22 protein-coding genes are annotated in these 20,413 nt (G+C 66.4%); 11 read left to right on the top strand and 11 right to left on the bottom strand.

From position 1 onward, the window contains the following. Positions 1 to 387: 387 nt before the first annotated feature. Both U1E69_RS14655 and speB read right to left on the bottom strand, forming a co-directional pair. On the bottom strand, positions 388 to 2,049 hold the full coding sequence (locus U1E69_RS14655; RefSeq protein ID WP_416200289.1) for an amidohydrolase: 1,662 nt from the start codon (positions 2,047 to 2,049) through the stop codon (positions 388 to 390). A gap of 70 nt (positions 2,050 to 2,119) precedes the next feature. Further along, entirely contained in the window at positions 2,120 to 3,097 is a 978-nt protein-coding gene (gene speB / locus U1E69_RS14650; RefSeq protein ID WP_322245117.1) for an agmatinase, read from the bottom strand. Between the two features lie 167 nt (positions 3,098 to 3,264). Here speB and U1E69_RS14645 point away from each other — a divergent pair, with 167 nt between their 5' ends. After that, positions 3,265 to 3,645, top strand: coding sequence for a polymer-forming cytoskeletal protein (locus U1E69_RS14645; RefSeq protein ID WP_322245116.1), 381 nt, complete (start codon positions 3,265 to 3,267; stop codon positions 3,643 to 3,645). Here U1E69_RS14645 and U1E69_RS14640 read toward each other — a convergent pair. Then, on the bottom strand, positions 3,642 to 4,064 hold the full coding sequence (locus U1E69_RS14640; protein ID WP_322245115.1) for a PaaI family thioesterase: 423 nt from the start codon (positions 4,062 to 4,064) through the stop codon (positions 3,642 to 3,644). The genes U1E69_RS14645 and U1E69_RS14640 overlap by 4 nt on opposite strands. Positions 4,065 to 4,117: 53 nt before the next feature. Here U1E69_RS14640 and U1E69_RS14635 point away from each other — a divergent pair, with 53 nt between their 5' ends. Further along, positions 4,118 to 4,900: an enoyl-CoA hydratase gene (locus U1E69_RS14635; RefSeq protein WP_322245113.1), complete on the top strand. Its 783-nt coding sequence runs from the start codon at positions 4,118 to 4,120 to the stop codon at positions 4,898 to 4,900. Positions 4,901 to 4,903: 3 nt separating this feature from the next. On the opposite strand, the gene U1E69_RS14630 is transcribed toward U1E69_RS14635, so the two are convergent. The 3 genes from U1E69_RS14630 to ctaA all read right to left on the bottom strand — a co-directional run bounded on the left by U1E69_RS14630 (position 4,904) and on the right by ctaA (position 8,925). Next, positions 4,904 to 6,091: an MFS transporter gene (locus U1E69_RS14630; RefSeq protein WP_322245111.1), complete on the bottom strand. Its 1,188-nt coding sequence runs from the start codon at positions 6,089 to 6,091 to the stop codon at positions 4,904 to 4,906. A 198-nt stretch (positions 6,092 to 6,289) separates the two neighbouring features. Continuing rightward, on the bottom strand, positions 6,290 to 7,759 hold the full coding sequence (locus U1E69_RS14625) for a carboxypeptidase M32 (RefSeq protein WP_322245109.1): 1,470 nt from the start codon (positions 7,757 to 7,759) through the stop codon (positions 6,290 to 6,292). Continuing rightward, on the bottom strand, positions 7,756 to 8,925 hold the full coding sequence (gene ctaA / locus U1E69_RS14620; RefSeq protein ID WP_322245107.1) for a heme A synthase: 1,170 nt from the start codon (positions 8,923 to 8,925) through the stop codon (positions 7,756 to 7,758). The genes U1E69_RS14625 and ctaA overlap by 4 nt, the downstream gene beginning before the upstream one ends. A gap of 211 nt (positions 8,926 to 9,136) precedes the next feature. On the opposite strand from ctaA, the gene obgE reads away from it, so the two are divergent. The 3 genes from obgE (at position 9,137) to U1E69_RS14605 (ending at position 12,620) form a co-directional block, all read left to right on the top strand. Then, positions 9,137 to 10,159, top strand: a complete 1,023-nt coding sequence (gene obgE / locus U1E69_RS14615) for a GTPase ObgE (protein WP_322245106.1) — start codon at positions 9,137 to 9,139, stop codon at positions 10,157 to 10,159. Then, complete coding sequence (gene proB, locus U1E69_RS14610) at positions 10,147 to 11,277, top strand: glutamate 5-kinase (RefSeq protein ID WP_322245105.1); 1,131 nt, start codon at positions 10,147 to 10,149, stop codon at positions 11,275 to 11,277. Before obgE ends, proB begins: the two co-directional genes overlap by 13 nt. Before the next feature lie 83 nt (positions 11,278 to 11,360). After that, a complete protein-coding gene (locus U1E69_RS14605) occupies positions 11,361 to 12,620 on the top strand; it encodes a glutamate-5-semialdehyde dehydrogenase (RefSeq protein WP_322245104.1) in 1,260 nt (419 codons plus the stop codon). A gap of 3 nt (positions 12,621 to 12,623) precedes the next feature. On the opposite strand, the gene U1E69_RS14600 is transcribed toward U1E69_RS14605, so the two are convergent. Then, positions 12,624 to 13,220: a histidine phosphotransferase family protein gene (locus U1E69_RS14600; RefSeq protein WP_322245102.1), complete on the bottom strand. Its 597-nt coding sequence runs from the start codon at positions 13,218 to 13,220 to the stop codon at positions 12,624 to 12,626. Positions 13,221 to 13,246: 26 nt separating this feature from the next. On the opposite strand from U1E69_RS14600, the gene U1E69_RS14595 reads away from it, so the two are divergent. From U1E69_RS14595 to U1E69_RS14585, 3 genes are all read left to right on the top strand, one after another. Further along, entirely contained in the window at positions 13,247 to 13,429 is a 183-nt protein-coding gene (locus tag U1E69_RS14595) for a DUF3553 domain-containing protein (RefSeq protein WP_322245101.1), read from the top strand. Positions 13,430 to 13,548: 119 nt separating this feature from the next. Then, entirely contained in the window at positions 13,549 to 14,328 is a 780-nt protein-coding gene (locus U1E69_RS14590) for a GNAT family N-acetyltransferase (protein ID WP_322245120.1), read from the top strand. Next, on the top strand, positions 14,325 to 15,146 hold the full coding sequence (locus U1E69_RS14585; protein ID WP_322245100.1) for a lysophospholipid acyltransferase family protein: 822 nt from the start codon (positions 14,325 to 14,327) through the stop codon (positions 15,144 to 15,146). Before U1E69_RS14590 ends, U1E69_RS14585 begins: the two co-directional genes overlap by 4 nt. A 33-nt stretch (positions 15,147 to 15,179) precedes the next feature. Here the strand turns inward: U1E69_RS14585 and U1E69_RS22630 are convergent, their stop codons facing one another. From U1E69_RS22630 to U1E69_RS14575, 3 genes are all read right to left on the bottom strand, one after another. Beyond that, positions 15,180 to 15,350, bottom strand: a complete 171-nt coding sequence (locus U1E69_RS22630; protein ID WP_416200288.1) for a DUF2200 family protein — start codon at positions 15,348 to 15,350, stop codon at positions 15,180 to 15,182. Beyond that, positions 15,316 to 15,459 (bottom strand): DUF2200 family protein, encoded by a 144-nt coding sequence (locus U1E69_RS14580; protein ID WP_322245099.1) that lies wholly within the window; start codon positions 15,457 to 15,459, stop codon positions 15,316 to 15,318. Before U1E69_RS14580 ends, U1E69_RS22630 begins: the two co-directional genes overlap by 35 nt. Before the next feature lie 64 nt (positions 15,460 to 15,523). Further along, entirely contained in the window at positions 15,524 to 16,774 is a 1,251-nt protein-coding gene (locus U1E69_RS14575) for a lytic murein transglycosylase (RefSeq protein WP_322245098.1), read from the bottom strand. Positions 16,775 to 16,888: 114 nt separating this feature from the next. Between U1E69_RS14575 and U1E69_RS14570 the strand changes: the two genes are divergently transcribed. Next, the gene (locus tag U1E69_RS14570) at positions 16,889 to 17,797 is read left to right on the top strand and encodes a hypothetical protein (protein WP_322245096.1); all 909 of its coding nucleotides are present in this window, start codon (positions 16,889 to 16,891) and stop codon (positions 17,795 to 17,797) included. A gap of 83 nt (positions 17,798 to 17,880) precedes the next feature. Next, positions 17,881 to 19,143, top strand: coding sequence for a DUF1963 domain-containing protein (locus tag U1E69_RS14565; RefSeq protein ID WP_322245095.1), 1,263 nt, complete (start codon positions 17,881 to 17,883; stop codon positions 19,141 to 19,143). Positions 19,144 to 19,292: 149 nt separating this feature from the next. Here U1E69_RS14565 and U1E69_RS14560 read toward each other — a convergent pair whose 3' ends face one another. Then, positions 19,293 to 20,030 carry an RNA methyltransferase gene (locus U1E69_RS14560; RefSeq protein ID WP_322245094.1) on the bottom strand — a complete coding sequence of 246 codons (738 nt, stop codon included), beginning with the start codon at positions 20,028 to 20,030 and terminating at the stop codon, positions 19,293 to 19,295. Between the two features lie 80 nt (positions 20,031 to 20,110). Here U1E69_RS14560 and U1E69_RS14555 point away from each other — a divergent pair, with 80 nt between their 5' ends. Further along, complete coding sequence (locus U1E69_RS14555) at positions 20,111 to 20,281, top strand: TfoX/Sxy family protein (RefSeq protein ID WP_322245093.1); 171 nt, start codon at positions 20,111 to 20,113, stop codon at positions 20,279 to 20,281. Positions 20,282 to 20,413: the final 132 nt, after the last annotated feature.

Here is a 20,413-nt window from a genome sequence, read left to right as displayed (position 1 = left end):
CGCGAACAACCCTGCCAAGACAGTGAAGCTGACACCTACATCATCGGTCGGTTACCTCGCGGTAACTCCCCTAGTAGGCCGATATGCTGCGATCTGACGCCGATGCGCCCAAACCGCCCGCATATCCCTTCATTTTCCAATAAGGTTCAAAGAGCACGGACACAAAACACGCAGCACACCAGAACTTCTGGCGTACCTGCCGTCTTGCCTCCAGATTGTCGTCGCGGCGTTTCACCACCGCTTCCGTCCCGTCCGTTCCGCGTTTCCGCTTCTCTTCCGCTTCGGTGAGGGGGCTTTTAGGCCCAGGTCCCCGGACCCGCAAGCAGAAAATGACAGGAAGATGACGATTTTTTCGGAACCCCCATCTTACCGCCTGAAATCAAGGCGTTACGCGCCCTTGCCGATCAGTGAAAGCGGGTCATGCGTGACCTTGCCCCCCGCGATCGTCAGGGCGATTCCCGTCCGGCCCAGCCGTTCCGCCGGAATCGCCTCGATATCCCCGTCGATCAGCACCAGATCGCCCGCCATCCCCTGTTTCAGCATCCCCGTCAGACCCTCCATATGCGCGGCCCAGGCCCCACCCGCCGTATAGGCGCGCAAGACCTCCATCAGGCCCACCCGTTCATCCTGACAGTCTTCGTAGGGCGCACGGGTCAGCGCCGACTGGATTCCGCGCATGACGCTGACGTCTGTCACCGGCCAGTCCGATGCAAAGGCCAGGGGCGCGCCATGGTCGGCCAGCGTCTTCGTCAGGTAGGCATCGCGCCACCGCTCACGATGAAACACATGCGCCATTGTCGACATCGGGAAATCCATCGCCCCCGGAGGATGCGGGGGCTGCACCGATGCCGTGATTCCCAAGGCCCCGAGCCTTGGCACATCGGCCCGGTCGATCAGCTCGATATGCTCGATCCGGTGTCGCAGGTCGGGCCGCCCCGCCGCCTCATAGCCGTCGATGGTCTGGCGCACCGCCCCATCGCCGATGGCATGGACCGCGATCTGCAGGTCCCGGCGTGAGATCGCGCGGCAGACGTCCTTGAACCGCTCCGCCTCGAACAGCGGCGCGCCGGTCTCGGTCGTGCCGGGATAGGGGTGCAGCATGTAGGCCGTGCGGCTGTCGACGACCCCGTCCATGAACATCTTCACGAAACCGCTCGTCACCCAGTCCCCGGTGAACTCCGCCGCCATGGCACTGGCACGGTCCAACTCAGACAGCTCCATATGCGGCTTGAAGTGGAAGGGCACCTTGACCCGCCCGGTCAGCCGCCCCTCGGCCTCCATCTCCTGCAGCAGCACGCAGGTATAGCGGTTGCCATCCATGTTCACCATGCTGGTGATCCCGTGCATCGCACAATGCGCAAGCCCCGCCGCCACCTTCTCCTTGTCCTTGGCGCGCTGCTCCGCATCGGGCCAGGGCGACGGCTCCCCCCCCGTGGCGATGCCGAGCTGCAGATGCAGATCGCCGGTCAGCGCCAGCACGGGAGAGAACGCCTCGAACTCCAGAAGCTCCCCCGTCGCGGTTCCGTCCGCGCCCATGACCACGACATGGCCCGCAGGCATCTCCGCCCCCCGCAAAAGCCCCGCCGCCTGCAACGCCGCCGTATTGGCCCAGACCGTGTGGTGATCCGGAGACATCATCGCAATGGGCCGGTCGGCGATCACCCGGTCCAGATCATGCCGCGTCACCGGATGGTCCAGAATCTCGTATGCCGCGCCCTGCGCCATCAGCAGCGGAAGCGAGGGGTTCTTCGCCGCATAGGCCCGGAAAAGCTGCGCCAGCTCCTCAAACCCCGAGACGCCGCCCAGTTGCAACTGCGTCAGCTCGTTGCCGCCCAGCACCAGATGCAGATGGCTCTCCACGAACCCCGGCAGCAGCGTCCGCCCCCCGGCATCCACGACGCGCGTCCCCCGCCCCGCCAAAGCCTCCACCTCGGCCCGCGCGCCGACCGCCAGAATGCGCCCGCCCGCCAAAGCCACCGCCTCGGCCCGGGGGCGGCCTTCGTCCATCGTCAGGACCTTCGCATTGGTGATGATCATCTCAGGCTGCACAGTTCTCATCCTTTCACATTGGGACAAATATCCCACGGGGGTGCGGGGGTGTGAAACCCCCGCTCCGCCCTCAGCCCCGCGCGACCCGCCCCGAAATCGTCTCGGCCATGACGCACAGCATTTCGAACATCAGCGAAATCCCCAGCCAGGCCGTCCCGCCCGACTGATCGAACGGAGGCGACACCTCCACCAGGTCCGCCCCCACCACGTCCAGCCCCCGCAAGCCCCGCGCCACCTGCAGCGCCTGCCACGAGGTCGGCCCCCCCACCTCCGGCGTGCCGGTCCCCGGCGCGAACGTCGGGTCGACGAAGTCGATGTCATAGGTCACATAAACCGGCCCCTGCCCCACGATCTCCCGCGCCTCGGCCATCACATCCTCGGCCCCCCGCGCGTGGAACTCGGCGGTCGGGATGATCCGGATGCCGTTCGCCGCCGCAAAGTCCCAATCCTCGCGCCCGTAAGCCGTGCCCCGGATGCCGATCAGCACATAGCGCCTGGGGTCGATCAGCCCCTCCTCCACCGCCCGACGGAACGGCGTTCCGTGGTTGTAGCGAGACGTCCCGAAATAGACGTCGTTCAGGTCGGTATGGCTGTCGAACTGGATCATGCCCACCGGACGCGCCTTCGCGACCGCCCGCAGGATCGGCAGCGAGCACAGGTGATCCCCGCCCCCGGTCAGCGGCCTGATCCCGGAAGCCACGACACGGTCATAGAACGCCTCCATCCGCGCCATCGAATCCATCAAGTCGCCCGGATTGGGGGCCACGTCCCCCAGGTCCGCACACCGCGCCACCTCGAACGGAGCCACCCAGGTCGCCCCGTTGACAGCCCGGATCATTGTCGACTGGTCGCGAAGCTGGCGCGGACCGTGCCGGGCTCCGGGCCGGTTCGTCGTGCCCCCGTCCCAGGGTGCACCGATCAGGCCGATCTGAACTTCGGGAAAGCGGGGATGGTCGAACGGCACATGCGGCAGCCGCATGAAGGTTGGCACCCCGGCAAAGCGCGGCAGTTCGAAGCCCGACACCGGCTGGAAGAACGTATCCGTCATCAATGACCCCCTGATTCCCGGCCTGATCTGACCACCCCGCCCCCGCCTTGTCAGCCCCGGTTGCGACATCCGTCCCGGGGAAAGCCGCCTTCCGCGCACGCCGCCCCTTGACCCGACAACCGTGATCCGTCCTTATCAACCCAACCCATCCCCCAAGGATTGCGCAGATGTTTTCCAAGACCTCCGACCCCACCTCCGCCCCCCCCGTACCTCGTCCCTCGGCGCCCGGCACCAACTCGGCCCGGTCCGTCCTTGGCGCGGATCTGCGCATCACCGGCGAGATCACATCCTCCGGCTCGGTCGAGGTTCTGGGCGAGATCGAGGGCAACATCACCGCCAACGGCCTTATCATCGGGCAGGAGGGCCAGGTGAAAGGCTCGATCACCGCCCATACGGTCGAGGTGAAGGGCAAGTTCGACGGCAAGGTCTCGTGCGAAAGCTTCACGCTGCGCGCCTCGTCCGAAGTGAAGGCCGACGTGAATGCGGCGGCCCTGGTAATCGAAAGCGGAGCCCGGATCGAAGGGCGTTTCACCAAACCGAAGGCCTAACGCGCAGGCGGGATCGCATAGGTCAGACCCGCCCGCGCCACCGGCTCGGGTGCCCCCTCGCTGAAGACCATGACATCGCCCACCGCCAGGGTCCGGCCCAGCTTCAGGACGCGTGCCTCGCCCAGAAGATCGCGACCTGCGGCGGGTTTGCGCATGAAATCCACGGCACAATTCGTCGTCACCGCCAGCGCCACCGGCCCGATCCGCGCCAGGATCGCCAGGTACATCGCCACATCCGCCAGCGCAAAGATCGACGGCCCGCTGACCGTGCCCCCTGGCCGCAGGTGCCGCTCGGCCACCCGCAGCCGCAGGACCAGCCCCTCGGGTCCGACCTGTTCCACCGCGAAATCCGCCGCCATCTGGCCGAACTCGCGGCCCAGGAACGCCGTCAGGTCCGCCTGATCCATCCGAAGCTGCATCTTCCCCTCACTGGCCTGCCCCCCTAGACTGGCGTCAGCAACAGGGGGATGCAATGACCGACAGCCTGATCCGACGCCACGACAAGGACGGCATCACCACTCTGACCCTGTCGTCGCCACAGACGCTGAACGCATTGTCCACCCCGATGCTCATGGCCCTGGCCGAGAGCTTCGCCGCCTGTGCCATCGACGACCGGGTGCGCGTCGTGATCCTGGCCGCCGAGGGCAAGGCCTTCTCGGCCGGCCACGACCTGAAAGAGATGCAGTCCTTCCGCTCTGCCCCCGATGGAGGAGAGGCGCAGTTCCACGCGCTTTTCGACCACTGCGCCGATGTGATGCAGCAGATCGCGGCCATGCCCCAGCCGGTGATCGCCCAGGTCCAGGGCGTCGCCACCGCCGCGGGTTGCCAGCTGGCCTGCACCTGCGACCTGATCGTCGCCTCGGAAACCGCGCGCTTCGGGGTGAACGGCATCAACCTTGGCCTCTTCTGCGCGACGCCCGCCGTCGCCCTGACCCGCCGCCTTGCCCCCGGTGCGGCCTTCGAGCTTCTGACCACGGGCGAGTTCCTCTCGGCCGAACGCGCCCATGCGATGGGCGTTGTCAACCGCCTTGCCCCGCCCGATCATCTGGCCGAGGAAACCCACAGGCTTGCGGCCACCATCGCCGCCAAGGACCCTGCCGCGATCCGGCTTGGCAAACGCGCTTTCCAGGCCCAGCTTGGCAAACCCCTGCGCGATGCCTATGCCGTGGCAGGCAGCATCATGGTGGAAAACGTCATGCTTCCCGACACGGCCGAGGGCATCCAGGCCTTCATCGAGCGGCGCCCTAAGGCTTAAACTCTAGCCGCCAAACCTGTCGCGCCGCACCAAAAGCAGCGCCATCAGCGACAGCCCGGTGACCGCCAGCCCCAGGCACACGGCATAGACCAGCCCCGGCCCGCCCAGCGCCAGAAGCCCCGCCCCGACCGAAGGGGCTGCCGCCGAGGCCAGGATCGGAGCCACCGCCGCCGCTCCGGAAATCGCGCCAAAGCCTTGACGGCCCAGGATCTCGGCGATCAGGACCGGCCGCAGGATCGAGGTCAGCCCGATCCCCGCGCCCTGCGCCAGCGCGAAGGCGAAGATCAGCCAGGGCGCCAGGCCCGCCAGCCATAGCAGCAACCCTGCAAGCACGGTCCCACCCAGCGAGGCCATCGTCGCCTGCGTCGTCGTCACCCGCGCCCCAGCCGCCAGCAGGACCAGCCGTCCCGCGGCCTGCGCAGGGCCGATGCAGGCCGCAGCAAGCGCCGCAAGGCCTGGGGCCGCCCCCCGGTCGGCAAACAGGATCAGCGCGTAGGTGATCAGGATGCCGTGATTCAGGTAGACCGCCAGGAAGCCCACCGCGATGATCCAGAAGGCGGGCTTTCTCAACGCGGCCTGCAGGATTCCCGGCGGGCTGGGTGGGGTGACCTGCCCTGCCCGCTCGCGCTGGCGAAGTTGCCGGACGGCCAGGGCGTTCAGCGGCATTGCCAAGAAGATCAGTCCGGCAAAGACGACCAGCGCGCCCTGCCCGCCCAGCGCGCTGCCCAGCCAGTGCCCCAGTGGAAAGGCCAAGGTGCCCGCGAACCCGGCGACCAGAGTGACGCTGGTGATCGCCGCCCGCGCGCCGTCGCCAAGGCGTCGGGTCAGGAAGGCGAAACAGGTCTCGTAAAGGCTGCCCGCCTGCGCCACCCCGATCAGCGCCCAAAGCGCCAGCCACCCGGCCAGACTTTCCACCAGCCCCAGCCCCGCCACGCCCAGCGCGCAGAGGCCCGGCAACCAGATCAGCATCTCGCCGCCCAGACCCCGGTCCACCAGCCGCCCGGTGAACGGCGTCAGCCCCGCCATGATCAGGAAGGCCAGCGTCGGCCCCAGCGCCAGCTCGCCCTTGGTCCAGCCCGTCGCCGCCACCAGGTCGGGCAGCAGCGCGGGGAAGGAATAATAGCAGCCCGCATAGATCAGGGTCTGACCGCCGGCCAGAAGCCAGACGGCAGCTCCGCCCTTCTCGGTCACCGCAAACTCCCCGTCAGAAGAACCTCCTCGTGCGCCGTCGGCTTCCTTTCGGGCGCGACCCAGCGAGGAGGGACGAAGTCCAACGACGAGCAGCCCCAAGGTGAGCGGTCCAAAGACATTGACACTTCCCCAACATCCGCGGCCAAATTCTTGATCGAAAGCGGATTATCATCTTGTCCACCGTGGACAGCTTGGCCCTCACACCCCGTAGATCGCCCCGAACTTGGCTTCCAGATAGTCCAGAAGCGGCCCCTCCGACGGCTCGAATCCGCAGGCCCGCCGCACGACATCACGCGGTTCGTAAAGCCCGCCGTGCCGCTGCAGCCGCTCTCGCAGCCAGCCCGTCGCCGCCGACACGTCCCCAGCGGCCATCTGGCTGTCCAGCGCGGGAATGTCAGCCCGCAGCGCCTTCACCAGACACCCCGCATAGACGTTGCCCAGCGTGTAGGTCGGGAAGTAGCCGAAGAGGCCGCAAGACCAGTGCACGTCCTGCAGCATCCCGTTCGAGGGCCGGTCCACCGCCACCCCGAAATCCGCCCGGAACCGGTCGTTCCACGCGGCCTCCAGGTCCTCGACCTGCAATTCGCCCCGGATCAAGGCCCGCTCCAGATCAAAGCGCAGCATCACATGCAGGTTGTAGTGGACCTCGTCGGCCTCGGTCCGGATATAGCCCGGATGCACCCGGTTCACCGCCTTGTAGAACCCGTCGGCATCGGCGATCCCGAAGTCGCTGAAGATCTCGCGCATCCGCCCGTAAAGCCAGCCGGTGAACGCCCGGCTTCGCCCCAGCTGGTTCTCGTAGGATCGGCTCTGGCTTTCATGCACCCCCATCGACACCCCCCGCCCGATGGGCGTCAAGGCATAGCCCGCGTCGACACCCTGCTCATAGGCCGCGTGCCCGACTTCGTGGATGGTCGAATAAAGGCAGTTGAACACGTCCGTCTCGCTGACCCGCGTGGTGATCCGCACATCATGGCCCGAGCCAGAGCTGAACGGATGCACCGCCAGATCGACCCGGCCCCGGTTCCAGTCATAGCCGAACACTGTCGCGAGTTCCCGGCTCAGGGCCAGCTGGTCATCCTGACCAAAGGTCCCGACCACCCCGTGCGGAGCCTCGGCCCCCAGCACCTTTTCCCGCAACGCGACCAGCCGGGGCCGCATCGCATCGAACATCGCCGCAATCGCCGCCCCGGTCATCCCCGGCTCATAGTCATCGACCAAAGCGTCATAGGGGTCGCCCCCCGCCGCCAGCGCCGAACCCTCGGCCCGCTTCAGGTCCACGACCTTGCGCAGCGTTGGCAGGAAGCCCGCCACATCCTCGCGCCCCCGACACTCGGCCCAGAGGCCCTGCGCCAGCGACATCGTCGTCGCGATCTCCTCGGCCAGCTTGGCCGGGATCTTCATCGTCCGGCTGTAGGAGCGTCGGATCTCGCGCAGCTGCGCCTCGCCAACCGCATCGGGGGCCTTGGCTGTTGCCAGCCAGTCTGCCAGCCGCGGGTCGGTCCGCCGTGCGTGCAGCACGCCCTCCAGCGCTCCGATCTCCTCGGACCGCTGCTGGCTTGCACCCTCGGGCATCATCGTTTCCTGATCCCAGCCCAGACGGCCCGCGACCTGCGCCAAAGCCTCGGTCTGGCGCTGGAACGCCATCAGATCATCATAGGCGCTCATGCCGTACCTTCCCGGATCGACCCCGAAACGGGGTATTGAGACAGATGCCGCGCCCGCAGGATCAGCACCCAAAGGATCACCGCGCCGATCTGGTGGGTGATCGCAACATGGACATGCGCCACGGTCAGGACCGTCACGATGCCCAACACCATCTGCACGACCATCATCGCCATGACCTGATGGAACGCCATCCGCGTCGCCTGATATGCGGACTTCCGACCCCGCAGCCAGACCACGACTGCGAAGATCAGCAGAAGATAACCCGACATGCGGTGGATGAACTGCACGAGGCCCGGGTTCTCGAAAAAGGCGTGCCACAGGGGAAGCGAACCGCCCTGCCCGTCCGGAACATAGAAGGCGTCGGCCGGGAAGAATTGCCCGTTCATCAGGGGCCAGGTCGGAAAGGCCCGCCCCGCGTCAATCCCCGCCACCAGCGCGCCCAAGAGGATCTGCAGGAAGGCGAAATGCATCAGGCCGGTGGACAGCGAATACAGCTTCGCCTCCCGTCCCCTGCGGGCGGTCATCAGCTCGGCCTCGGTTCGTCCCAGCAGGAAGACATACCAGGCCAGGAACCCCAGGATGACGAAGGCCAACCCCAGATGCGTCGCCAGCCGGTAACTCGCCACGTCCAGCCGATCGCCCGTCAGGCCCGAGGCAACCATCCACCACCCGATCGCCCCCTGCGTTCCGCCAAGTGCACCAAGCAAGAGCAGCCGACCCGTCCAGCCAGGCGGGATCTGCCGTGCCACGGCAAACCCAATGAAGCCCACCGCCCAGACCAACCCGATCAGGCGCCCAAGCTGACGATGCCCCCATTCCCACCAGTAGATGACCTTGAACTCCTCCAGGCTCATCCCCTTGTTCTGCAACTGGTATTCCGGGATCTCCCGGTACTTGTCGAACTCGGACTGCCACTCCTCGGCGCTCAGGGGCGGCAGCGCCCCGGTCACCGGCCGCCACTCGGTGATCGACAGCCCGCTGTCCGTCAACCGCGTCAGACCGCCCACCGCGATCATCGTCGCGACCAGCAGGAACAGCGCCACCAGCCACAGCCGGATGCCGCGCCGCGCCCCCTTCGGCCGTGCGTCGATCCCCCCACCAACCGGAGCCGCAACGCCCTGCTGCTCTGCCCCGACCTCTTCGAAAATGCTGCGCTTCGTGGCCATCCGCTCACCCTTCCGTCTTGGCCCGGACACTAGGCCTGCCCTCCCCCGCCTTCAAGGCCCTGCGACGGAACGCTCCTCGTCTCCTGCGTCGCTCGTCGCTGACCTCCCGCGACGAGAAGCCGAAGGCGCACGAGGAGCCATCCGCACTGCTTGAGCATCCGCCCCGCTTCCTGTATCCCCGCGTTTTGATCCCTGCCCGAAAGCCGTTCGCATGAAATTCCTCGACCTCGCACGCGTCTACATCCGCTCTGGCGGCGGCGGGGCCGGCTGCGTGTCGTTCCGGCGCGAGAAGTTCGTCGAATTCGGCGGCCCTGACGGCGGCGACGGGGGCCACGGCGGATCGGTCTGGGCCGAGGCGGTCGAGGGGCTCAACACCCTTATAGACTACCGTTACCAGCAGCATTTCTTCGCCAAGTCCGGCCAGCCGGGCATGGGCAGCCAGAAGACCGGCAAGACCGGCGATGACATCACGCTGAAGGTCCCCTTGGGCACCGAAATCCTGGACGAGGACGAGGAAACCGTTCTGGCCGACCTGACCCGCGTGGGACAGCGCGTCCTTCTGGCCCAGGGCGGCAACGGCGGCTGGGGCAACCTGCGGTTCAAGTCCTCGACCAACCGCGCCCCCGCCCGCGCCAATCCTGGTCAGGATGGCATCGAACGCACGATCTGGCTGCGCCTGAAGCTGATCGCCGACGCGGGGCTTGTCGGCCTGCCGAACGCCGGGAAATCGACCTTCCTTGCCGCCGTCTCGAACGCCCGACCGAAGATCGCGGATTACCCCTTCACCACGCTGGTCCCGAACCTGGGCGTCGTCGGCATCGACGGGCACGAATTCGTCATGGCCGACATCCCCGGCCTGATCGAGGGCGCGTCCGAGGGTCGCGGGCTTGGCACCCAGTTCCTGGCCCACGTCGAACGCTGCAAGGTCCTGTTGCATCTCGTCGACGGCACGTCCTCCACCATCACCGCCGACTACCGCACCATCGTGACCGAGCTTGAGGCCTATTCCGACCTTCTGGGCGACAAGTCGCGGATCGTCGCACTGAACAAGACCGACGCGATGGACGCAAAACAGATCAGCGACCGGCGCCGCGCGCTGGAGAAGGCCTCCGGCGGCCCGGTCCACGTCATCTCCGGCGTGTCCGGCAAGGGCCTTCCCGAGGTCCTGCGCGCGATCTATGCCACCATCACCGCGCAGGCCCCCGTCAAGGAGCAAGGCCCGTGGCAACCCTGACCGTCAGCCTTGCCGCGCCCGATATCCGGACGGCCAAGCGGCTGGTCGTCAAGATCGGCTCGGCGCTTCTGGTCGACCGCAAGACCGGCCTGAAACAGGATTGGCTCTCGGCCCTTGCCGTCGACGTGGTCGAAGCCAAGGCGCGCGGAACCGATGTCGTCCTCGTCTCCTCCGGCTCCATCGCCTTGGGCCGCAAGGTTCTTGACCTGGGCGACGGCGTCTTGACGCTGGAACAATCCCAGGCCGCCGCTGCCGTCGGCCAGATCCGCCTGGCCCGCGCCTATGAGGAGGTCCTTGCCCCCCACGGCATCACCACCGCGCAGGTGCTGGTGACGCTGGAAGACACCGAGGACCGCCGCCGCTACCTAAACTCCCGAGCGACGATGGAGACGCTCCTCAGCCTGGGTGTCGTGCCGATCGTGAACGAAAACGACACGGTGGCGACCGACGAGATCCGCTTCGGCGACAACGACCGGCTGGCCGCGCAGATCGCCGTGACCGCAGGGGCGGACCAGTTGATCCTGCTCTCCGACGTCGACGGCTTTTACACGGCGAACCCCAAGGAAGACGCCACGGCCACCCGCTTCGATGTCGTGGACACCATCACGCCCGAGATCGAGGCGATGGCAGGTGACCCGATCAGCGGCATGTCCAAGGGCGGGATGAAGACCAAGCTTCTGGCCGCAAAGACCGCCGTCGCGGGCGGTTGCGCGATGGCGATCATGGAAGGCTCGACCCTGCGGCCGCTGAAAGCCTTGGCCGAAGGCGCTGCACGGACGTGGTTCGTCCCCTCTGCCGACCCGCAGGTTGCCCGCAAGCGCTGGATCAACGCGATGAAGCCAAGGGGCGAGCTGGTGCTGGACGCGGGCGCGGTGACGGCCCTCAGCGCGGGCAAAAGCCTCCTGCCTGCCGGAGTAACCAAAGTGACCGGCAGCTTCGGCCGCGGAGAGCCTGTGGCAATCCTTTCGCCTGAAGGCGTGGTTCTCGGCAAGGGTCTGGTACGCTACACTTCGGCCGAAGCCCGCAAGATCGCCGGGCACCGGTCGGGCGAGATCGAGGCGATCCTCGGCTACCAGGGCCGCGCGGCGCTGGTGCACCGGGACGACATGGTGGTCTAGGGAACCAAATTCCTTAAGTAAGGAATTTGACAAAATTCTTACTCAAGAATTTTGGTCCCCGGACGGAAAACGGAGCGAAGACAATGGACGGCCAGTTCACCGACCTGATGACCGAGATCGGCCGCAAAGCGCGCGACGCCGCGGCCGAGCTTGCCTGCGCCTCGTCCGAACGGAAGGCGACCGCCCTGATCGCAGCAGCCGATGCCATCTGGCGGCGGCGGCAGGAGATCCTGGATGCCAATACGCTCGACCTTGACGACGCCGACCAGCGCGGCATCACGCCGCCGATGCGCGACCGCTTGCGCCTTGACGACAACCGCCTGCGCGCAATCGTCGACTCGCTGCGCATGATCGCCGAGCAGAAGGACCCCGTTGGCCGTATCCTCGCCGAATGGGACCGCCCCAACGGCCTTCACATCCAGCGCGTCGCCACCCCCCTGGGCGTCGTCGGCGTGATCTACGAATCCCGGCCCAACGTCACCGCCGACGCAGGTGCCCTTTGCCTCAAATCCGGCAACGCCGTCATTCTGCGCGGCGGCTCGGAAAGCTTCGAGACCTCCGAGGCGATCCATTCCTGCATGCTCGACGGCCTCAAATCCGCCAACCTGCCCCTGACCGCGATCCAGTTCATCCCGACCCGGGACCGCGAGATGGTAACGGCGATGCTCCAGGCCACCCAATACATTGACGTCATCGTCCCCCGGGGCGGCAAGGGCCTTGTCGGCCTGGTCCAGCGCGAGGCCCGCGTCCCCGTCTTTGCCCACCTTGAAGGCATCTGCCACGTCTACGCCGACCGCGACGCCGACCTGGAAAAGGCCCGCCGCGTCGTCCTGAACGCCAAGACCCGCCGCACCGGCATCTGCGGCTCGGCCGAGTGTCTTCTGATCGACTGGCAGTTCTATACCAGACACGGGGCCGTACTGATCGAGGACCTGCTGAAGGCCGGTGTCGAGGTCCGCACCGAGGGCGAGCTTCTGAAGGTTCCCGGCACCGTGAAAGCACAACCCGATGATTTCGGCCGTGAGTTCCTGGACATGATCATTGCCGCAAAGCTGGTGGACGGCGTCGACGAAGCCATCGCCCATATCCGCAAATATGGCAGCCAGCACACCGAGGCGATCCTGACCGAGAACGACGCCACTGCGCAGCGGTTCTTCGACCGCCTCGACAGTGCCATCCTGATGCGCAACGCCTCCACCCAGTTCGCTGACGGGGGCGAGTTCGGCATGGGCGCGGAAATCGGCATCGCCACCGGCAAGATGCATGCGCGCGGCCCCGTGGGGGCCGAGCAGCTGTGCAGCTTCAAGTATCTGGTGACCGGCGACGGAACGATCCGGACCTGACGCCTAGAACGTCAGCCGGATCGTCGTCTCACCAATCTCGGTGATCAGCCGCCGCCCCTGGCGCGCAAGTTCATCCGGCACCAGCGCGAAGTGCACTTGCGCCGCACCGATCTCGGCCGGCGCGCGGGGTTCGGTCAGCACCTCCCACAATGCGGGGTCCACTTTCAGCCGTGGCGCTTCGGCCTGGACCTGCCAGCCGGTGTCGTTCCGCATCACGCTGACCTTGCCGCCATAGGCCAGGGCACTTTCCAGGCATTGGAGCAGGAGAAACACCAGCCGCACCTCGCGCCGCGACAGGTCGGTGGGGCTGGTCCAAGCATAACCCACCCGACCGCCGCGCGACAGATCACCCAGGATCGACGCCACCTCGGACCGGGCGATGCGCTGGTCGCTGGAGGCCTGGCCAAAGCAGATGCGGAAGAACCGGATACGGGCATTCGCGTTGGCCACGCTTTCCGAGATCAGCGCCATCTCGGGCCGGGTTCCCCCCGGCTCCATTGCCAGAAGCTCCACCCCGTTGCCTATCGCCCCGATCGGGCTGATAAGGTCGTGACAGATACGCGAAGCGATGAGGGCGGCGAGGTCGGGCTTGTCTTGCATCTTCCTATCGGGGCAAAGGACGTGAAATGTCGGCACTTCTGGAACCGGGCATGCTGGTGCGCCACCCGGAGCAGCCGGACTGGGGTCTGGGTCAGGTACAGTCGAACATCGACAACAAGGTGACAGTGAACTTCGAACATGCCGGGAAGGTCGTGATCGACAGCAAGCGCGTCTTCCTTTTGCCGGTGGCGGGCTCTGATCGCCCATAGTGCGAATCTCTGGCCGAAACTCAACCGGGAATTGCTGCGCCTTTTGCACGCGGGGCCAGATGGTTGCAATGCCGCCAGCCCATGTCTAAGTCAGGTCAGCCGAAGCCTCAGCGATGCCGATGACCGTCGAAGCGCCCCCCTACGCCGTCCGGCTGGCCACCACGCCCGAGGACCTGACTGCGGCGCAGGCGCTGCGCTACCAGGTTTTCGTCCGGGAACTTGGCGGCGATGGCCCGCTGGTGGACCATGTGCAAGGCCTTGAACGCGACGCCTTCGACCCGTTCTTCGACCATCTGATCCTTGTCGACCGACGCATCGACCCCGCGAGCCATGCGCATGTCATCGGGGCCTACCGTGTGCTGCCCTGCGACCGCCGCGCCGCCGCCGGGCGGTTCTATTCGGAAACCGAATACGACCTGACCCCGCTTCTCGCTTCGGGCCGCAAGCTTCTGGAACTTGGCCGCTCCTGCGTCCGTGCCGACCACCGCGGCGGAACGGCCATGTTCCACCTCTGGAACGGGCTTGCCGAGTATGTCCTTGATCGCGGGATCGAGATCCTCTTCGGTGCGGCAAGCTTCCACGGCACCGACATCGCGCCTTTGGCCCAGCCCCTGTCCTGGCTTCACCACCACCATCTTGCGCCCCCGGCGATGCGGGTCCGCGCCCTGCCGCCCCACCGGCAGGAAATGGACCTGATCCGCGCCGACCGCCTGGACCGCCGCGCGGCGATGGCCGCCACTCCGGCGCTGATCAAGGCCTACCTCAGGCTGGGCGGCTTTGTCGGAGACGGGGCCTGGATCGACCAAGAGTTCAACACCACGGATGTCTGCCTGGTGATGGACACCGGTCAGATGTCAGCCCGCCACCGCGAATTCCTGATCCGCAAGGCGGGACAATGAGCGACTGGAAGGACATGCCCCCGCCGCCCCTTAGGATCACGCCGCTTGGCTGGCTGCGCGTCCTCTGGCGTGGGGCGCTGGTCGGCTCGCTGACTTATGGCGGGCTTGTGGTGCTGCTGCTTGTCCGGCTTGTCGAATGGCCGCTCTTCGGCCAGGCCCGCCCGGTCACTCCCCACATCACCAAATTCGTCTGCCGCACCGCGCTGGTCATCCTGCGCCTGCCCCTTGCCGTCCACGGCCGCCCGATGATCCGGCCCGGAGCCATCGTGGCAAACCATTCGTCCTGGCTCGACATCTTCGTCCTGAACGCCGCGCAGACGGTCTATTTCGTCGCCAAGGCGGAGGTAGCCGGTTGGCCGGGCATCGGCTGGCTTGCCCGCGCGACGGGGACGGTCTTCATCGCGCGTAAGGGGACCGAGGCGAAGAAGCAGCAAGACATCTTCGAATCCCGCCTGCAAGCCGGCCATCGGCTTCTGTTCTTCCCCGAGGGCACCAGCACCGACGCGATCCGTGTGCTGCCCTTCAAATCAACGCTGTTCGAGGCTTTCTTCTCCCCCGCGCTTGAACGCAGCATGCACATCCAGCCGGTGACCGTGATCTTCCATGCCCCGAATGGCGCGGACCCCCGGCATTATGGCTGGTGGGGCGACATGGACTTCGCAAGCCACCTGCTGAAAATGCTCGCAACCCCGCAGCATGGACGGGTCGAGGTGATCTTTCACCCCGAGGTTCCCGTGGATGCTTTCGAGAACCGCAAGGTGCTGGCCCAGCACTGCGAACGCGTGATCCGGACGGCGCATGTGAAGGCGGCAGCGTAGGGTGGGCGATATCGCCCACCCTACCCGCGCGCGTCAGTTTCGCCGCAGCACCTTCATCCTCGGTCGGCGCTTGGCCAGCTTGTCCACTGGCCTGTCCAGAAAGCGGATTTCCCGCATCTGGGGCTCTGCCGTCTCTTCGATCCGGACGTCGCAGTGGCACGTTACCGTCTCAGGTGCCGGGTTCAGCGCCGGGGGGGGCGGCAAGGAAGTGGCGAAATTCGGCGCCCTCGGCCAAAGCAAACTCCAGACTGTCGCCATCAGGGCCGGTCAGCCAGCAGATCACCTTATCCAGTTCGCCCCCGGCCACGCTCATCCGTAGCTCCGATGCATCATTCCCGCTGCCGATCCGGTAGGGTGGGCGATCCGCCCACCACCCCTCAGCGCAAAAGACGCAGAAGCTCCACCGACGGCTCGCCGGTCACCGGCACACCGATACTGGCCTGATAGGCGCTGATCGCGGCCTTGGTCTTGGCCCCGATCACCCCGTCCGACCCCTCGGTGTCAAAGCCGCGTGCGGTCAGGAGGCGCTGCAGCTCCTGCCGGTCGGCCTTGGTCATGCCGCTGGCATCCGGCCCGAAACTGGCCTGTACCGGGCCACGGCCCAACAGCCGGTCCGACAGGTGCCCCACGCCGATCGCATAGTTTTGCGCGTTGTTGTAGCGCAGGATCGTCGCAAAGTTCTGCGTCAGCAGGAAGTGCGGTGCTCCGCCCGCGTTGCCACCTGCAATGATCGACCCGCCGGCCAGCGCCCGCCCGTCGGCCGACCGCACGCCCCGCGACGCCCAATCCTCGGCCGAACGCCCGTTTCCGCGCCCAAGAAGCCCCGTATCGAACCCCGGCGGCAGCACGACCTCCATCCCCCAGGGCAGCCCCCGCGTCCAGCCGGAGCGCGAAAGGTATGCCGCCGTCGAGGCCAGCGAGTCCGTCGGGTCCTCACCCCAGATGTCGCGCCGCCCGTCGCCGGTGAAATCCACCGCATAGGCCAGATACGAGGTCGGGATGAACTGGGTGTGCCCCATCGCCCCCGCCCAGCTGCCAACCATGCCGGAGGCCGAGACATCGCCCGCCTGCAGGATCTTCAGCGCCGCGACCAGCTGGGCCTCGAAGAACTCACCCCGCCGCCCGTCATAGGCCAGCGTCGACAGCGCCGAGATCACCGGCACATTGCCGCGCCTTGTGCCGAAAAAGCTTTCCAGCCCCCAGACTGCCGCGACCACATGACCCTCGACGCCGTATCGACTTTCGACGGCCTGCAAGGTGCTGCCGTATTGCGCATACTTCTGGCGGCCCAGGCTCACCCGTTCGTCCGAGGCGGCAATGTTCAGATAATCTTCCAGCGACCGTTTGAACTCGGTCTGGTTGCGGTCGCGTTCGATCACTTCGGGCAGGAACCCCGCCCCCCGGAACGCCGCATCAATCGTCCCGGACGAAATCCCGCGCGACCCCGCCCGGCCCTTGAACCCGTCAACCCAGGCATCCCAGCCAGCATTCGGCACGGGCCGGGGCGCAGGGTCCGGGGCTCGGTAGCCACCGCCCCCGCCTGACCGGCCCGACGACACGCAAGCCGACAGCATCGCCGCCGACCCCGCAAGCACCGCCCAACGCCGTGAGAGTAGGTTCCTGTCCATCCGCTTGACCTCGTTGCTTTTCTTGATCTTTCCGGCAAGCTTAGCGCAGCTGCCATCCTGATGCCACAACACCTCCGCAAACACGGCATCAAACCGCTGCGGATGAGTGCATTTATGATTGACCGTGCTTACCTGTTCCTTCTCTTGCTCATCGCGGCACTGATGCTGCAAGCCAAGATCATCACTGTCGCCGCGCCAGTCATCATCGTCCTGGGCCTGATCTGGCTGGGCCTTCTGGTCTTTGAGCGGCTCGCCTTGATCCTTGCCCCGCAACTTCAGCGTGACCTGATGGGCTTCCGCTCGAACCCCAAGCTCGCGATCCTGGGCATTCTCGGCGATCTTGACCTGGAACGGCCGCACCCGCGGGAAGCGCTGACCGAAAAGGCCGAGGCACTGGCCACAGCGGCGCAGGCGGTCAGTCTGCGCCATCCGAACCCGCTTTACGGCCCGGTCCGACTGGACAGCCTGACAGAGGCCCTGATGCTTCATCTTCCGCATCAGAACCATTTCTTCATCGTTGAACTGCAGCGGGTCTGGACCGGGCCGTTGCCGGGCGTCACGACCTTGGGCGGGCTTTGGCTTTTCCTGCGCCGCAGCATCGGCGCTGTCCTGTTCCCGGGTGCTTCCGAAGACATCGACGGCCCGGCCGTGACCTGGTGGTATTACCAGAAAATGACCGACCGGCCGCAACCCGACACCGATGAGACGAAGTGGGCACTCGTGAAAGCGAAGGTCCTTTACGACACGCGTGCCGGCCTTGCCCAATCGGCGGGCTTTGATCCCGTCACAGTCCAGACCGTCCTCTTGCCTTTGCGCTCGCAACGTCTGTTGCAGGCTGCTGCTTCGGTCCTGTCCGGCGATCCGGCGCAGATCCGGATGGCGCGTCTCCTCAACCCGTCGCACCGGGCCTTTCTGTCTCGCGTGGCCGACGTCCCCGACGAGCTTCCCGCCGCACCGGCCTGGGCGAAACCTGTCGCGGCACCGGCACGCCCCGCGCAGACGTCAACAGCCAAGCCAGCCTGACGCCAGATGAACTGACAGCCCTTGTCGCCGGCCACGCACAGGACAGCATCCTGCTCAATCGCCTGTGGCCGCCCGGGGCGGCGGTGACGACAAATTCCTGGCTAGGTGGCCTGCCCTCCCTGCCACCCGACACGGCCTGGCCCCGGAACGCAGAGACTGGCCTGCCTCAGCATTTTCTGGCGCAAGTCGATTGCGCCGACCTGCCGACCCTCGGCGGAACCTCGCCCCTGCCGCGCGAGGGGCTTCTCCTCTTCTTCTCTGACCTTGATGAGGAACGGCTCTCCGACAGTCATACCGTGGTCCATGTGCCGAAGGCCCGCCAATCCGTCCCGCCCCGCGCGCTGCCGGATGACCTGCCAGAGATCGACCATTCCGGCGGCAATCCGAACAGCTACAACGACGCCCCGGGCCAGCGGAGCTATCCGAAATGGCCTGTCATTCCGACCGCGGTGCAGATTTGGGCCGGTGAGGACACTTCGCTGCCGAAAGCACACCAGCGCGACTATCGCGAACGGGCCCGCGCCGCGCATGATGCAAGCCTTGCCGCCGTCATGCCGCCGCCGGTGGAGTCTGAGCGTCTGGCCGACGTCTTCCCCACCCGCCAGCGCAAGGATGCTGAGGGCAAGACCATCCTGACGCCCGAGGGCAAGGCGATCCCCTACACCGTCTTCGACCCCAGCGCCCTTCCCGATGGCTTTCCCTTCTGTGGCGCCGGAATCGATGCCTTCGTGACCCGTCTGCAGCAGCAGGCCACCAAGGCCGCGCGCCGGGCCACATCGGAGCGTTCGCTGATCGACGCCAAATGGAACGACACCGAAGAAAAGCGTGTCCGCAAACAGGCCGAGGCGGATCAGGCCGACGACCATGCGCGCACCCTGGCCGCCTTTGCCAAGGAGGCGCGTGAGGTTCTGGGAACGCTGCCCGCACTGGCCCCCGTTCCACAGGACCGCCTCACGCGGTTGCACGGCTGGCTGGCCGGATTGGTTGACCGTACGCGCTACCAGCAGCAAGAGGTGCAGACGGCCCTGACGCGCAGCCTGCTTGATCTGGCCCGTGCATCCGTCACCGATCCGGACCTTGCCGCCCGACTGCCCGCCAGCCTCTATGCGGCCCATCTGACATCGCTTTTGCCCAGCCCGCGCCACTCACAGCATCTGATGCTTGGCCCTGCACAGACCAAGACGAACTCGACCGAGGGGTCGGGGATCCGGCTTCTGTGCCTCGACAGCGACTATGGTCCGGGGATGATGTTCTGCGACGGCGGCGTGATCGAATACTGGATCGCGCCCGAAGACCTTGCCGCCCTGCGCTTTGACCGCGTGCGGGCCGAAACCGCCGGGGGCTGACGCCAGCGTAGGGTGGGCAGTATTGCCCACCCTACCCCGATGCCAGCCTGTCAGAGGGCAGCAATCATACCTAACAGATGCTGAACGCCCACGCACAAGTCACTGGATTCGTTACAGCTTGCACCCCCAACCAGCGTGGACAGCCCCCGTCAGTCGCCCTGCTTCTTCAGCTTGAACGCGATCTGCCGCAGCATCCCGTGGAAGGTCTGCACCTCGGCCCGGGTCAGCCCCAGCCGCCCCCACATGTTGCGCAGGTTGGCCTTCATCCCCTCGACCTTGGTCTCGGGAAAGAAGAACCCCGCCGCATCAAGCCGCTCTTCGAAGTGGTCGGCCAGCCGGTCCACGTCCTCGCGGCTGGCAAAGTCGGTCCGCGCGAGTTCCATGACCGAAGGCGCCACCTCTCCCGCCTGCCGCCGCCATTCGTAGCCCAGCAAAAGCACGCACTGGGCCAGGTTCAGCGAGGGGAAATCCGGGTTCACCGGGACCGTCACGATCGCATTGGCCCGCACGATATCCTCGTTCTCCAGCCCCGCGCGTTCCGGCCCGAACAACACACCGACGCGCTTGCCTTCGGAGCCCATCGCGCGGGCCATCTCCATCGCCCGCTCTGGAGTGACGACTTCCTTCACCAGCTCCCGCCCCCGCGCGGTGGTGGCGAAGACGAAGTCGCAGTCGGCAATCGACGCAGGCAGGTCCTGAAACAGCCCCGCGTGGTCCAGAAGCCGCCCTGCCCCGCTGGCCATCGCCACGGCCTTCGGATTGGGCCAGCCGTCGCGCGGCCCGACGATGCGCATCCGCTCCAGCCCGAAGTTCAGCATCGCCCGAGCGGCAGCCCCGATGTTCTCGCCCATCTGCGGCCGGACCAGGATGAAGACGGGGGGGATCATGCAGCCACCTTTGCGAAACTCTTGCCGCCAGATAGGCTAGCCTCAGGCCCCAGGCAAGCACCGGAGGTGCAGAGATCCCGATGTCCTTCGACCCAGGCCTTGCCCAATTGCTGCGCGACGACCTGGCGGGTGAACCCGTCACGGAACAGAAGATGTTCGGCGGCCTCTGCTTCCTGAGCGGGGGCCACATGATCTGTGGGGTCCATCGGGGCGGGACGATGTTCCGGGTGGGCAAGGACTGTTCCCCATAGGCGCTAACTTAAGGGTTGGCGTTTGGAGCCTTGCGTGATTCAACATCGGGATGAGGCATGAGATTTCTTCCGATGATGAGTGGTCCGGGCTTCTTGCGCGGATCGGGACAGCCGAGGCTCTGGATGCCTCAG

Origin of the sequence: Tabrizicola sp., from assembly GCF_034366665.1 — a bacterium.
Classification (GTDB): Bacteria; Pseudomonadota; Alphaproteobacteria; order Rhodobacterales; family Rhodobacteraceae; genus Tabrizicola.
Note: the sequence above shows the minus strand (reverse complement) of the source record. Positions and strands in the feature narration are given on the sequence as shown.

What these genes read in the sequence shown, in the direction of transcription:
- speB (WP_322245117.1), bottom strand. Translation starts at nt 3,097, where the DNA reads ATGACGGATACGTTCTTCCAGCCGGTGTCGGGCTTCGAACTGCCGCGC.
- U1E69_RS14645 (WP_322245116.1), top strand. Translation starts at nt 3,265, where the DNA reads ATGTTTTCCAAGACCTCCGACCCCACCTCCGCCCCCCCCGTACCTCGT.
- U1E69_RS14640 (WP_322245115.1), bottom strand. Translation starts at nt 4,064, where the DNA reads ATGCAGCTTCGGATGGATCAGGCGGACCTGACGGCGTTCCTGGGCCGC.
- U1E69_RS14635 (WP_322245113.1), top strand. Translation starts at nt 4,118, where the DNA reads ATGACCGACAGCCTGATCCGACGCCACGACAAGGACGGCATCACCACT.
- U1E69_RS14625 (WP_322245109.1), bottom strand. Translation starts at nt 7,759, where the DNA reads ATGAGCGCCTATGATGATCTGATGGCGTTCCAGCGCCAGACCGAGGCT.
- ctaA (WP_322245107.1), bottom strand. Translation starts at nt 8,925, where the DNA reads ATGGCCACGAAGCGCAGCATTTTCGAAGAGGTCGGGGCAGAGCAGCAG.
- obgE (WP_322245106.1), top strand. Translation starts at nt 9,137, where the DNA reads ATGAAATTCCTCGACCTCGCACGCGTCTACATCCGCTCTGGCGGCGGC.
- U1E69_RS14605 (WP_322245104.1), top strand. Translation starts at nt 11,361, where the DNA reads ATGGACGGCCAGTTCACCGACCTGATGACCGAGATCGGCCGCAAAGCG.
- U1E69_RS14600 (WP_322245102.1), bottom strand. Translation starts at nt 13,220, where the DNA reads ATGCAAGACAAGCCCGACCTCGCCGCCCTCATCGCTTCGCGTATCTGT.
- U1E69_RS14595 (WP_322245101.1), top strand. Translation starts at nt 13,247, where the DNA reads ATGTCGGCACTTCTGGAACCGGGCATGCTGGTGCGCCACCCGGAGCAG.
- U1E69_RS14590 (WP_322245120.1), top strand. Translation starts at nt 13,549, where the DNA reads ATGACCGTCGAAGCGCCCCCCTACGCCGTCCGGCTGGCCACCACGCCC.
- U1E69_RS14585 (WP_322245100.1), top strand. Translation starts at nt 14,325, where the DNA reads ATGAGCGACTGGAAGGACATGCCCCCGCCGCCCCTTAGGATCACGCCG.
- U1E69_RS14580 (WP_322245099.1), bottom strand. Translation starts at nt 15,459, where the DNA reads ATGAGCGTGGCCGGGGGCGAACTGGATAAGGTGATCTGCTGGCTGACC.
- U1E69_RS14575 (WP_322245098.1), bottom strand. Translation starts at nt 16,774, where the DNA reads ATGGACAGGAACCTACTCTCACGGCGTTGGGCGGTGCTTGCGGGGTCG.
- U1E69_RS14570 (WP_322245096.1), top strand. Translation starts at nt 16,889, where the DNA reads ATGATTGACCGTGCTTACCTGTTCCTTCTCTTGCTCATCGCGGCACTG.
- U1E69_RS14560 (WP_322245094.1), bottom strand. Translation starts at nt 20,030, where the DNA reads ATGATCCCCCCCGTCTTCATCCTGGTCCGGCCGCAGATGGGCGAGAAC.
- U1E69_RS14555 (WP_322245093.1), top strand. Translation starts at nt 20,111, where the DNA reads ATGTCCTTCGACCCAGGCCTTGCCCAATTGCTGCGCGACGACCTGGCG.